The following is a 12,556-nucleotide window of genomic DNA, read 5'->3' as shown; positions in this document are numbered from 1 at the left end:
TGTACCCATGCCGAACACAGAAGTTAAGCATCACAGCGGCGAAGATAGTAGGCAACTGCGAAAATAGCACGCTGCCAGTCCATGTGAGGGAATAGTCATTCTATTCCCTTTCTTTTTTTATTTTGTATACTGAAAGAGAACGACCTTGTCTCAACTGGTGGTTCTTTTTTATGATATATTTGATGATAATCATCAAACATTAATATGATGATCAACTTAAATAATATTTATATTAGTTTAAATGATAAATTGAAAGACTCAAATTATTATACTTATATAGAAAAATATATGATTTTTATAACTTTTTATATAAAGCAAAAGTATCTAAAACTTAATAAATGTTAATATAGAATTTAAATTTCTTTTTAAAATATTTACAAAGCACTTGTTATAGTGTTTTTATTTTTACAATTCTTTACAAAATGAAGATATTTAACTGAATTTTATAAATGCTATACTTTACTCGCTAAGGAGGAAGTATGAAAATGAAAAATAAATTTTTTAAATTGGGGATGAGTGCTCTTGTTGCAGCAACATTTTTAACAGGATGCGCTGAAGAAAGCACACAAGCAAAGGTTGATTTAAATTCAATGACAATTGAAGAAATTACAGAAAAAGCAAAAGAAGATGGAGAAGTCAATTCTGTTGGAATGCCTGATACATGGGCTAACTGGGTTGAAACATGGACAGAACTTAAAGATGAATACGGAATTAAACATACGGATACAGATATGTCTAGTGCTGAGGAACTTGCTATTTTTGCAAATGAAGCAAGTGATGCAACAAAAGACATCGGTGATGTTGGACAATCATTTGGGCCAGTTGCAGAAGAACAAGGTGTAACTTTACCTTATAAAACATCATATTGGGATTCAATTCCTGATTGGGCTAAAGATGATAATGGTGATTGGATTATAGGATACTATGGTACAATTACATTTATTACAAATACTGATCTTGTTGATCAAGCACCAAAAAGTTGGCAAGATGTTTTAAATGGAGATTATACATTAACAATTGGAGACGTTTCAGTAGCAACTCAGGCACAAAGTGCATTATTAAGTGCTGCTATCGCTTTTGGTGGTAGTGAAAGCAATATACAGCCAGGTCTAGACTTTTTCAAGACTTTAGCTGAAGATGATCGATTAGATATGGGAGACACAAGTGTTGCACGTTTAGAAAAAGGTGAAATAGAAGTTGCAGTTTTATGGGATTACAATTCATTAGGATATCGTTCACAAATCTTAGAAAATAATGCCAATGCTCATTTTGAAGTATCAGTACCAACAGATGGAGCAATTCAAAGTGGATATTGTACAATTCTTAATGCCTATACAAAACGTCCTTATGCTGCTGCATTAGCAAGGGAATATATTTTATCTGATGAAGGACAGATTAATTTAGCTAAAGGTTATGCGCGTCCAATTCGTGATGATGTAGAATTACCAGAAGATGTCAAGGCAATGCTTTTACCAGATGAACAATATAAAAATGCACGCTTTATTGAAGATCAGGAAGCTTGGGATCAAGCTGTGTCAGATTTATCAACATCTTGGCAGGAGGAAGTTGTTGCTTATGCACAATAATAAAGTTGTATTTGTTTTATTAGATGGATTACAGAGTGAATATGCTAGAGAGCATTTAGGTTATTTAGAACATTTATGTGAACATAAAAAGGCGGCTAAATATGAAGTGCTAGGTGAATTACCTAGCGCTTCACGCCCTATGTACGAAACAATTTTTACTGGATTACCAGTATATGAACATGGAATTACAAATAATAATATATGTCGATTATCTAATCAAATCCATATATTTGAATTACTTAAACAGAATCATAAAAAAAGTCTAGCATTAGCATATTATTGGATTAGTGAGCTCTATTTATCAGCACCATTTAATAAGTTTCAAGATGTCTATCATCATGATCCAAAGTCTTATATAGACCAAGGTTTTTTCTATTATGAAGACACTTATCCAGATAATCATTTATATGCATTATCATCAAGTTTAATGTCACATGATCAATATGATTTTGTGTTTATACATCCAATGGGTATCGACGATGCAGGCCATAAATATGGTGCAGGTTCACAAGAATACGCGCAAGCAGTTATTCAAAATGATAAACTCCTTTCAACATATATTCCACAATGGATTAAAGATGGGTATAGTGTTGTGGTAGGTGCAGATCATGGAATGAGTGAAAATGGTTATCATGGTGGTAATAGTCATCAGCAACGCACCACAGCATTATATATTATTGATCAACGCATTGTGAATGGGTATCATTCACAAGTTCTCACAACATTAGAGTTTGCGCCGTTGCTTTGTTATTTATTGGATATTCAAGCAACTGAAAAAATGAAACCTTTGGAGGTGAAACGTATTCATGAAAGCAAAAAAGAACTATAAATTTTATCTGTTCGCTTTATTACCCTTTTTTATCATTGTCTTATTATTTGAAATATTACCATTAATTAATATTGTGATAGAAAGTTTTTCAAAGACAGGTGGTGGAGGTTTTACTCTAGACCATTTTGTTAAAATTTTTAGTACACGTCTATATCAACAGTCTATTTATAACAGTTTATGGATATCTATTTTTTCAGCTGTTGTTGGTATATTTATTGCATTTATTGGTGCAAAAGCAGCACATAATGCCAGTCCTAAAATAAGAAATGCTTTCACTTCAGTATTAAATATTACAAGTAATTTTGCTGGAGTTCCATTAGCTTTTGCTTTTATGATTTTATTAGGAAATGTTGGTATATTAACATTAATTGGAAAAAATTATGGAATAGAATTTTTGGCTAATTATGATTTATATACAATTAATGGTTTGTTATTAACTTACATTTATTTCCAAATTCCATTAGGAACTTTATTGATGCTTCCTATTTTTTCAGGATTAAGAAAAGAATGGAAAGAAGCTGTAGGACTATTAGGTGGAAACAGTTTTCACTATTGGTTTAAAGTTGCAATACCATCATTATTACCAAGTATATTAGGAACATTTTCAGTTTTATTTGCCAACTCATTAGCGGCTTATGGAACAGCATATGCATTGTTGAGTAATAATATTTCTCTATTACCAATTCGTATTTCTCAACAATTTGTTGGTGAAGTTGTTCAAAATCAAGAATTTGGTTGTGCTCTTTCATTGGTCATGATGGCTTTAATGGTTATTTCAGTTTTAATTACAAATAAATTACAAAAGAAATCAGGTGGTGTCCAATGAAATTAAAAACACAATTATGGGATGGATGTATTTTATTTATTATCGCAGCATTTTTAATTATACCATTAGCTTTAACTTTCTTATATTCTGTTTTTACAGCATGGATGGATATTTTACCAACTGGTTTTACTCTTAGCTTCTATTCAGAAATATTAACAGATGGAGCTTTTATTAATTCATTATTAAGATCTTTAGTTATTTCTTTTGTGCCAGTGTGTATTTGTAGTTTGGCTATATTATTAGTTCTTTATGTGACAACATTATATATGCCAAAATTAGAAAAGTATATTGAAATTTTATGTAATATTCCATATGCCATTCAAGGTGTTATTTTAGCAGTAGGTATAATTTCACTATATTCAGGTAAACCCGGCTTTTTATCAAATCGTCTTTTTCTTTTAGTAGGAGCTTACTGTATCATTATATTACCATATACATTTAGAGGTTTAAAAAATACTATTGGCGCATTAAATGTGAAATGTGTTGTAGAAGCTGCACAGGTGTTAGGTTGTTCTCAACTACATGCCTTCTTTGCAATTATTATTCCACAAATGAAAAATGGAATTATTTCAACAATGATGTTAGCTTTTACAATGTTATTTGCAGATTTCGTTGTTGTTAATATGATTGCCGGAAGTGCATTTAGAACAGCAGGTATTTATTTATATCAAACAATGTCAAAATCAGGACAATTATCAAGTGCAATTATCGTTATTCTTTTTATTACAACATTTATCATTTCAACATTAACATTAATGATTCAAAATAAAGCAGTCACAAAGAGGGGGAAAAATTAATGGCATACATTGAATTTAGAGATATATGCAAAAGCTACGATGGTGAAAATCAAGTTTTAAAAAATATTCATTTAGATGTAGAAAAAGGTGAATTAGTTACATTACTTGGACCAAGTGGTTGTGGAAAATCAACATTATTAAGATCTTTAGCAGGATTAGAGCAGATTAATTCAGGGAGAATTATATTAGATGGTAAAGATATTACAGATGTACCAGTTCAAAAACGTGGTATAGGGATGGTTTTTCAACAATACTCATTATTTCAAAATATGAATGTAGAGGAAAATATTGCCTTTGGTTTAAAAATCGCAAAAGTAGATAAAAATCAGATAGCTCAAAAAGTACAGCGTGCTATTGAAATGGTAGATTTGGTAGGAAAAGAAAAAAGTTATCCGAGTCAATTATCTGGTGGACAACAACAACGTGTAGCTATCGCAAGGGCAATCGTTATGGAACCAAAAGTTCTATTATTAGATGAACCATTAAGTGCAATTGATGCAAAATTAAGACGTGAGTTACAGGAAAAAATCAAACGTGTACAAAAAGAGTTAAAAATTACAACTATATTTGTAACACATGATCAAGATGAAGCCATGATTATGTCTGATAAAATTCATTTAATGAATGGTGGAATCATTGAACAAAGTGGAAATCCTGTAGAATTATATACACACCCTGTTTCTAAATTTGCGGCTGAATTTATAGGACATTATAATATATTAGATAATCATCAATTAAAAACATTGCTACCAAAACAAGACTTTGATAATCATTATTATGCAATTAGACCAGAAACCATTTCTATTCAAAATGAACCAATTCAAGATCAAAATGTCTATAGTTTTGAAGCAAAAGTTAGTCACTATATTTCAAGAGGAAATGTTTTACGATATACATTAAATTGTCATGATGTTATTTTAAAATCAGAAACATTGTTTAGAAGTTTTACACTGTTTGATGAAGGACAAAAAGTGTATGTTGGAATTGAGCCACATAATATTCTAGCCATTAGAGAATAAATGAAGACTGTTTAAAGACAGTCTTTTTAGACTATCAATGGAAATGAAAAAGAATTATAATAGGAGAGGGATGATAAAATATGATAAAACAAAATTTACATACACATTCACTTTATTGTGATGGCAAAAATACAATCGAGGACATGACTTTAGAAGCTATTCAAAAAGGTTTTACGATTTTAGGTTTTTCAGGACATGGGAATTGTCGAGAAATAGATGATTACTCTATGACTGATGATAACACCCAAAAATATATTCAAGATGTCCTTGAAGTCAAAGAAAAATATAAAGATCAGATACATATTTTTTTAGGTATTGAAGAAGATATTTTAGGACAAAGCTTTGAAAAAAATAATCCATATGATTATATTATTGGAAGTGTTCATTTTGTAAAAGCTGGTGAAGAATATTTAGCTGTTGATCAAAGTCAGGAAGTGACGCATAAGATTGTAGATTATTATGGGGATTTTTTAAGCTATGCTCAAAGTTATTATGAAGAAGTGAAAAAGATAGCTTATAGAAGTGATGTAGATATAGTAGGGCATATTGATTTACTTACAAAGTTTAATGAGAATGAAGAATTTATTGATTTTGATGATCAGGAATATTTAAAATTAGCATATGAATGTATTGATATGCTTGTTGGTCAAAAGAAAATTTTTGAAGTCAATACAGGTGCTATTGCCAGAGGACAAAGAAAAACACCTTATCCACATCATATACTATTAAAATATATTCATGATCATGGTGGGAAAATCTGTCTTAATAGTGACTGTCATCAAAAAGAAATGTTAGATTGTTATTATAAGGAATCTTTAGAATTGATTCAAGATTGTGGTTTTACATCTATGATGGTGTTAACAGATCAAGGATTTATAGAAAAAGATATTCAAGAATTTTTATAAAAATGGAGATAAATAATGGAACAGAATTTTAATTTACATACGCATACAACACGCTGTCATCATGCTGTTGGAAAAGATGAACAATATATTCTGGCAGCGATAGAAGCTGGAATGAAAACAATAGGATTTAGTGAGCATATGGCCTATCCTCATGTAGAAATAGCTGCTGAACGTATGTATAATCGAGATGTTCAAGAATATTTACATACGATGTATCAATTAAAAGATAAGTATAAAGATCAAATTGAAGTATTAGTAGGCTTTGAAATAGAATATTATGATGATCAAAAAGATTATTTACTTAAAATGAAAGAATGTTGTGATTACATGATTATTGGACAGCATTTCCGCTATTTTGATGGTTATAATTATGATTATTTTAATAATGATGAAGATGTCTTGATGTATGCAAATCAAATTCAAAGTGCTTTGGAACTAGGATTAACAAGATATATAGCACATCCAGACTTCTTTATGTTAGGAAGAAGACAATGGACACCAGCATGTGACAAGGCATCACAAATCATTGTTGAAGCGGCTAAAAAATATCATGCTGTTTTAGAAATTAACTTAAATGGTTTAAGATATGGGAAACTCTACTATCAAGATGGTTTGGCATATCCTTATCCACATCCAGAATTCTTTAAACATGTTACAAAAGAAAATAAAGTTTGTTTTGGTTATGATGCCCATCATCCTACAACTTTATTAGAACATCAACGTATAGATATATGCTTGGATCTTTTAAAAGATTATGATTTTAATTTTTTAGAAGATATTCATGAAATATTATGATGATGACTCTGTCATTGTATTATGTGTTATGGGAACTATGTTGTATTCAATAATAAGAAATGTATAAAAGTATTTACATTGTTACAATAAAAATCCTATAATAAATATAAGAACAATGTATGGAGGAATTTAATCATGAAAACATATTTAGCTTTAGATGTTGGTGGAAGTTCAATTAAATATGCTTTAATTCAGGAAGATTCAACAATTTTAGAAAAATCTAGTGTCCCAACACCAATGGATACAATGGATCATTTTGTAGAAACAATAGGTACCATTTATGATCAATACAAAGATCGTATTGAAGGTATGGCTATTTCTATGCCAGGTATTATCAATCCTGAAATAGGTTACGCTTTTACAGGTGGAGCATTACGATATATTGATAAGATGAATATCGTAGATATTTTAAAAGAAAGATGTCCAATCAATATAACGATTGGTAATGATGCAAAATGTGCAGCCAATGCAGAAATTGGATATGGGAATTTGCAGGATATACAAGATGGAGCTGTTGTTATTTTAGGAACAGGGATTGGAGGATGTCTGATCAAAGATCACAAAGTGCATACTGGAAGACATTTTAGTGCTGGAGAGTTTTCTTTTGTGAAAACAAATTGTTTAGATGGTATTAGTTGGGACTATGCATGGTCTACACGTAATGGTATTAAAGGACTATTGGAAAGAGTCCAGGAATCATTAGGAACTAATCAGGAATATACGGGTATAGAAATCTTTGATATGGCGAATCAAGGTGATGAGAAAGTTATTGAAGGAATTAGTCAATTTTGTAAAGAAGTGGCTACTCAAATCTTTAATGTGCATATTATTTTTGATTGTGAAAAAGTTGCGATTGGTGGAGGTATAAGTGCACAACCATTATTAATTGAGTTAATTAATAAACATTTTGATAATATTTTTGATCATTTAGGATTTGATGTTTATAAGCCAGAAATTGTTCCTTGTCATTATCGTAATGATGCCAATTTAATTGGAGCATTATATCAGCATATTCAAACATTTCAATAGATAAGAAAAGACAATGTTCATTTCACAAAGCATTGTCTTTTTTTATCGATATAATAAATAAGATATCCTAAACATAAACCAATAAAATTTGTGATAATGTCAGTAATATCAAAAGTTCTAAATCCAATACAAAATAAGGAAAATATCATCTGTAATGATTCAATACCTATGATTGTCATCAAGCCTATGAGCGTTGTTTTTATAAATGAATATTGAAAAGACAAAGGAACAAGGAATCCAAAAGGTATAAACATAAATGTATTGAGAATAACATTTGTAATGGCACCACCATAATGATAAATGACATCACGAAAAGGAAAAGTAAAATTATGAACAGTAAAATGATGAAAATGATCAAGTTGGGCATATTGAAAATCTAAAGGTAATAATGTGACAAATAAGATACCAATGATATATACATAGAGTAAAGTCCTATAAAAAAGGACTTTTTGTTTTTGATACTTTAAATATATAAAATAATAATAAATAGCTATAAAAATAATAATTTCAATAAAAAATTGAATCCAGATGGCAGATGTCCAGTTTCTTTGTGTTATTAACAAAAAATCACCTCATAAAAACATAATGAGAAGTCATATATAATATAAATATTTGATTTTATTGTTAATTATGTTAAATTATGTTGAAAAATAAAGAAATTAATTATATTTATGATATACTGAATATATAAGAACATATATTTATTACATAAAGGAAGGTGAAGGTTATGAAAAAAATATTAAAATTAGCGGTTTGTTTATTTATGATTATGGGCGTTGTTGCCTGTGGAGGAACGTCAACTGAAAAACAGGAAACTGTAGTGAAGAACTTTTTTGATTATTTAAAAGCAGGAGATATTGAAAAGATTTCAACAATATGTACTGATGATAACAGTGACGTTGATGATTTACTTTCAATCATGGAAAGTTTAGAAGAGTACATGGATGTTGAAACATATGGTCAAACATTTGTAGACGAAGCGAATAAGTTTGTTGATCATATTTTTGCCAATTATGTGACTTCATATGAAATTAATAGTGTAGAAGCAGATGGGGATAATTATTTGGTTATTGCTGATATTAAAATGAAAGATTACAATAATATAGATATTGATTCAGATACAACAACTATTATTGATAATTATCAGCAGGAACATTTAGACGAATTAAGTGAGCTAGCAGGTGATCAACAAGCGATGATGGAAAAAGTTTTTGCTGATTTAGCACCAGAAATCTTTGGAGCAATGACAAAGAAGATAGATGAAGCTGAAGCTATTGATACACAATTAAGATTTACTTTAGTTCCAGATGGAGAGAATTGGTTAATTTCTACAATTGAACAAAAAGAAGCATAAAACAACATAACTATAAAAGAAACTATTGAGGCTCTCAATAGTTTTTCTATGCCAGAAAAAGATTTCTCTTCATCAATGAAGTTGATATAATAATAAAACTAGGAGGAATCAGACATGATAAAATGCATTGTATGTGATTTAGATGGGACATTAATAAAAAAAGATGATACTATTGAGGAACGAACTTGTCAGATATTAAAAAAATGTATTGAAAATGGAATAGAGTTTATTATAGCAACTGGTAGAGATATTAATATGGTCATTGATTTTTTAGAGCGTTATCAGTTAGATTGTGACTTGATCTTAAACAATGGAACACAATATTGTAATAAACAACAGACATTCAATGAAATTTATCCAATGGATAATCAAGCATTTCAAAAGATATCTACAATTTTATCATCATATGGTTATTTATTAGCGATACATACAAATCAAGGGAAATATTCTTTTGTAGATGCAGATGATTTTTGGGATTATCACTATAAATTATTGTTAGCTTCAAAGGATTATAAGGATTCATTACCAAAAAAGACTTTTACAACAAGAGAAGGATATTTAAGAGATTTTCATTATGCTAAGGATGCTCATGAGATCATTCAAAAGAATATTAAAGTTTTAAAAATAGATGCTAGACATTTGGATGCTTACTCTATTCAAGGGGTTAGACAACAACTAAATATAGATGGATTAGATATCTCATCATCTTTTGAAGATAATATTGAAATTACGAGTTCAATGAGTAATAAAGGTAAGTTATTAGAAAAAGTTATTGCAAAAAAGGGATATGCTTATGATGAAGTTGCTGTTTTTGGTGATGGAGAGAATGATCGACATATGTTACAAATGTTTCAATATTCTTTTGCACCTCAAAATGCATCTTCATCAGCTAAGAATGCTGCTCATTATTTGTTGACTTTAACAAATGAAGAAGGAGCTGTTTTTGAAGGATTAGAACAATTACAACAATTAGGTCTTTTAGCGATTTAAAGTTAAAAAATTTCAAGCAATAAAGTTGACGAAAAATGGAAAATTGATTATCATAAATATGGATAAATAAATCCATATTGAATAGGAGGAAAAAAAGTATGGCAAAATTTGTATGTACAGTTTGTGGTTATGTTTATGAAGGAGATGCAGCTCCAGAAAAATGCCCTGTTTGTGGTGTTGGTGCTGATAAATTCGTTGAACAAAGTGGTGAAATGACATGGGCTGCTGAACATGTTGTTGGTGTAGCACAAGGTGTTAGCGAAGATATTATTAAAGATTTACGTGCTAACTTTGAAGGTGAATGTTCAGAAGTTGGTATGTATTTAGCGATGGCTCGTGTAGCTCATCGTGAAGGATATCCTGAAGTTGGTTTATATTATGAAAAAGCAGCTTGGGAAGAAGCAGAACATGCAGCTAAATTTGCTGAATTATTAGGAGAAGTTGTGACTGATTCTACTAAGAAAAATCTTCAAATGCGTGTAGAAGCTGAAAATGGAGCAACTGCTGGTAAAGTTGATTTAGCTAAACGTGCTAAAGAAGCTAACTTAGATGCAATCCATGATACAGTTCATGAAATGGCTAGAGATGAAGCTAGACATGGAAAAGCATTTGCTGGATTATTAAAAAGATACTTTGGAGAATAGAAAAAACGCCCATTTTATGGGCTCAATGGAGTCAACTTAGTATATTAGACTAGGTGACTCTTTTTTTATTTCTGTAATTCTTGTGGTATGACTATATGCACTCTTTATTATTATGCAAAAAAAGCGCATAAAGCCCCTGTTGATTTTTTTTCGTTTTTTAAAATTTTATCCCATTAAATTTATGATACAATATAATTGTATTCTTAACTACGGGGATATTGTCATAAGCACTGATTTGTATCGTCTGACTTTTGGATTGTTTCTTCCATCAAGTCTGAAGCGATAACTTGGTGGTGAAATCATGACTCGTCCCCATCGTTGGTAGTGCCTGTTTGGGCGAACAGGCACTTTTATTTTGTCTAGCATCTTCTCTATCTGTTCTATCTTCTTTTTTAGCTGTCTTTTTTTACCATTGATCATTGAAAGCAGAATGTTGACATCATGTATGATTTCATGTAGCTGTGCTATGTTGACAACATACTGTCTATTTGACTCTTTCATTTCAAGTGAACGGTTCAACTCTTTTCTCATGATTCCTGCAATATTATGAAACAGTACCTTTGCATATATATCATTTCGTGCAACATCACCATCACTGCTTATATGCCTTTCTATCTCCTGGCCTGTTTTGAGTGTCTTGTATGAAACTTCGATATCCCATCTATATGTATATAGCTCAATGATTTCCTGAGCAGAGAATTCCTCTCCTAGGTTGGTAAAGAAAATAAGCTCTTTCTGACACGCCTCTCCATGATTGTTGATATATTCAATTCTTCTTTTAATGACCCTGATTTTCATGACTGGATTATTTTCTCTCAATTCCATGGCTTCAGGTGAAAATCGGAATCTCCTTCTCCATTTTTCATCAATTTCCACCTCAATCCATTCATCATCAGATTTCATGAGCGCAACCTGCTTCTTGTAGAAATTGCTTTTTCCTCTGATGATATAATGATAATCAATACACTCAAGGTGGGATATGATTTCGGCTGATCCATAATATCTGTCAGCAAGATAAATGACATTCTTTCCCTTGAATATATTTTGACTTCGATAGAGATGAGAAAACGCAAGAGGCAATTCTGAATATGGTGCAGGCCTGAGTGAAAAATCTATAAACAGACCATTAAGGACATCATAGAGTCCTCCGGCCTTGGACTGGACTTTTTTGACATCGAACATGTCAATGATATGTTGATTCTCCACAAAATGAAAATCATAGATATTATAGACATTGTATGGGATTTCCATATAGGTCCCATCTTCTGCAATCAGGAAATATCCTCTATATTTTTTAGGGAGCGACGATGTATAATAGATGGCTGAAAATCGATTGATGAGATATGAAAAAACATTTGGATTCAGCTTTCTAATGGCCTTGTTGAGAGCCTGCTTGCTTATTCTCTTCTCAAATCGATCTATGGAAGAATAAAAATGAGAGAGTTCAGCATTGGTTGTGGTTCTGTTTCTGAAGATGAAGTAATAGATGAGCGAATAGAAATTCATATTTCTATTTCTGGTAAAGTCCTGTGTTCTCTTGCGACAGAGTCTGTTTGTGATATCAGAATGAATGATAGCATTAAACTCACTGAAGATAGCAGCCAGCTGAGAAGACTTAACTACATTATTCATCATCATAGACAAGACGAGGCTTTTTCTTGGCGAAAGCAGCCTTCAGAAAAGGAACGGATTCCTCATCAACCTGCCCAAAGTTGATAAGGACACGATGTTTAGGAACGCCAGAAGAATCACGATAGGATTCAACGAGTGCGCAAAAACAGG

General features: G+C 30.9%; 13 protein-coding genes and 1 rRNA gene. 12 read left to right on the top strand and 2 right to left on the bottom strand.

Going from position 1 to position 12,556, the window contains the following annotated elements; translation table 11 throughout:
- The 9 genes from rrf to B5E87_RS13725 form a co-directional block, all read left to right on the top strand.
- Nucleotides 1-80 (top strand): 5S ribosomal RNA (gene rrf, locus B5E87_RS15735); the annotation flags it as partial.
- A gap of 405 nt (nt 81-485) precedes the next feature.
- Nucleotides 486-1,586: an ABC transporter substrate-binding protein gene (locus B5E87_RS13760; RefSeq protein ID WP_087245811.1), complete on the top strand. Its 1,101-nt coding sequence runs from the start codon at nt 486-488 to the stop codon at nt 1,584-1,586.
- The gene (locus B5E87_RS13755; RefSeq protein ID WP_158094016.1) at nt 1,576-2,415 is read left to right on the top strand and encodes an alkaline phosphatase family protein; all 840 of its coding nucleotides are present in this window, start codon (nt 1,576-1,578) and stop codon (nt 2,413-2,415) included. Before B5E87_RS13760 ends, B5E87_RS13755 begins: the two co-directional genes overlap by 11 nt.
- On the top strand, nt 2,393-3,241 hold the full coding sequence (locus B5E87_RS13750; protein ID WP_087245807.1) for an ABC transporter permease: 849 nt from the start codon (nt 2,393-2,395) through the stop codon (nt 3,239-3,241). Before B5E87_RS13755 ends, B5E87_RS13750 begins: the two co-directional genes overlap by 23 nt.
- Nucleotides 3,238-4,038 carry an ABC transporter permease gene (locus tag B5E87_RS13745; RefSeq protein ID WP_087245805.1) on the top strand — a complete coding sequence of 267 codons (801 nt, stop codon included), beginning with the start codon at nt 3,238-3,240 and terminating at the stop codon, nt 4,036-4,038. The genes B5E87_RS13750 and B5E87_RS13745 overlap by 4 nt, the downstream gene beginning before the upstream one ends.
- Nucleotides 4,038-5,057 carry an ABC transporter ATP-binding protein gene (locus B5E87_RS13740; protein WP_087245803.1) on the top strand — a complete coding sequence of 340 codons (1,020 nt, stop codon included), beginning with the start codon at nt 4,038-4,040 and terminating at the stop codon, nt 5,055-5,057. The genes B5E87_RS13745 and B5E87_RS13740 overlap by 1 nt, the downstream gene beginning before the upstream one ends.
- Before the next feature lie 80 nt (nt 5,058-5,137).
- Nucleotides 5,138-5,962, top strand: a complete 825-nt coding sequence (locus B5E87_RS13735; RefSeq protein WP_087245801.1) for a histidinol-phosphatase HisJ family protein — start codon at nt 5,138-5,140, stop codon at nt 5,960-5,962.
- A 15-nt stretch (nt 5,963-5,977) separates the two neighbouring features.
- Nucleotides 5,978-6,757 carry a PHP domain-containing protein gene (locus tag B5E87_RS13730; RefSeq protein WP_087245799.1) on the top strand — a complete coding sequence of 260 codons (780 nt, stop codon included), beginning with the start codon at nt 5,978-5,980 and terminating at the stop codon, nt 6,755-6,757.
- 135 nt (nt 6,758-6,892) lie between these two features.
- Nucleotides 6,893-7,786 carry an ROK family protein gene (locus tag B5E87_RS13725; protein ID WP_087245797.1) on the top strand — a complete coding sequence of 298 codons (894 nt, stop codon included), beginning with the start codon at nt 6,893-6,895 and terminating at the stop codon, nt 7,784-7,786.
- A 17-nt stretch (nt 7,787-7,803) separates the two neighbouring features.
- Here the strand turns inward: B5E87_RS13725 and B5E87_RS13720 are convergent, their stop codons facing one another.
- Nucleotides 7,804-8,349 (bottom strand): VanZ family protein, encoded by a 546-nt coding sequence (locus tag B5E87_RS13720; RefSeq protein WP_087245795.1) that lies wholly within the window; start codon nt 8,347-8,349, stop codon nt 7,804-7,806.
- 164 nt (nt 8,350-8,513) lie between these two features.
- On the opposite strand from B5E87_RS13720, the gene B5E87_RS13715 reads away from it, so the two are divergent.
- The 3 genes from B5E87_RS13715 (at nt 8,514) to B5E87_RS13705 (ending at nt 10,774) form a co-directional block, all read left to right on the top strand.
- Complete coding sequence (locus tag B5E87_RS13715) at nt 8,514-9,140, top strand: hypothetical protein (RefSeq protein WP_087245793.1); 627 nt, start codon at nt 8,514-8,516, stop codon at nt 9,138-9,140.
- A gap of 114 nt (nt 9,141-9,254) precedes the next feature.
- Nucleotides 9,255-10,130, top strand: a complete 876-nt coding sequence (locus B5E87_RS13710; RefSeq protein ID WP_087245791.1) for a Cof-type HAD-IIB family hydrolase — start codon at nt 9,255-9,257, stop codon at nt 10,128-10,130.
- A gap of 98 nt (nt 10,131-10,228) precedes the next feature.
- Nucleotides 10,229-10,774 (top strand): rubredoxin-like domain-containing protein, encoded by a 546-nt coding sequence (locus B5E87_RS13705; RefSeq protein ID WP_087245789.1) that lies wholly within the window; start codon nt 10,229-10,231, stop codon nt 10,772-10,774.
- 207 nt (nt 10,775-10,981) lie between these two features.
- Here B5E87_RS13705 and B5E87_RS13700 read toward each other — a convergent pair whose 3' ends face one another.
- Nucleotides 10,982-12,412, bottom strand: a complete 1,431-nt coding sequence (locus B5E87_RS13700) for an IS4 family transposase (RefSeq protein WP_087245787.1) — start codon at nt 12,410-12,412, stop codon at nt 10,982-10,984.
- Between the last annotated feature and the right edge of the window lie 144 nt (nt 12,413-12,556).

Source organism: Massilimicrobiota sp. An142 (genome assembly GCF_002160725.1).
Classification (GTDB): Bacteria; Bacillota_I; Bacilli_A; order Erysipelotrichales; family Coprobacillaceae; genus Allocoprobacillus; species Allocoprobacillus merdigallinarum.
This window is presented reverse-complemented; position numbering and strand designations above follow the sequence as displayed.

Excerpts from the sequence above, each read along its gene's own strand:
- B5E87_RS13760 (WP_087245811.1), top strand. The coding sequence starts at position 486 with ATGAAAAATAAATTTTTTAAATTGGGGATGAGTGCTCTTGTTGCAGCA.
- B5E87_RS13730 (WP_087245799.1), top strand. The coding sequence starts at position 5,978 with ATGGAACAGAATTTTAATTTACATACGCATACAACACGCTGTCATCAT.
- B5E87_RS13745 (WP_087245805.1), top strand. The coding sequence starts at position 3,238 with ATGAAATTAAAAACACAATTATGGGATGGATGTATTTTATTTATTATC.
- B5E87_RS13700 (WP_087245787.1), bottom strand. The coding sequence starts at position 12,412 with ATGATGATGAATAATGTAGTTAAGTCTTCTCAGCTGGCTGCTATCTTC.
- B5E87_RS13725 (WP_087245797.1), top strand. The coding sequence starts at position 6,893 with ATGAAAACATATTTAGCTTTAGATGTTGGTGGAAGTTCAATTAAATAT.
- B5E87_RS13705 (WP_087245789.1), top strand. The coding sequence starts at position 10,229 with ATGGCAAAATTTGTATGTACAGTTTGTGGTTATGTTTATGAAGGAGAT.
- B5E87_RS13735 (WP_087245801.1), top strand. The coding sequence starts at position 5,138 with ATGATAAAACAAAATTTACATACACATTCACTTTATTGTGATGGCAAA.
- B5E87_RS13740 (WP_087245803.1), top strand. The coding sequence starts at position 4,038 with ATGGCATACATTGAATTTAGAGATATATGCAAAAGCTACGATGGTGAA.
- B5E87_RS13715 (WP_087245793.1), top strand. The coding sequence starts at position 8,514 with ATGAAAAAAATATTAAAATTAGCGGTTTGTTTATTTATGATTATGGGC.
- B5E87_RS13750 (WP_087245807.1), top strand. The coding sequence starts at position 2,393 with ATGAAAGCAAAAAAGAACTATAAATTTTATCTGTTCGCTTTATTACCC.
- B5E87_RS13755 (WP_158094016.1), top strand. The coding sequence starts at position 1,576 with ATGCACAATAATAAAGTTGTATTTGTTTTATTAGATGGATTACAGAGT.
- B5E87_RS13710 (WP_087245791.1), top strand. The coding sequence starts at position 9,255 with ATGATAAAATGCATTGTATGTGATTTAGATGGGACATTAATAAAAAAA.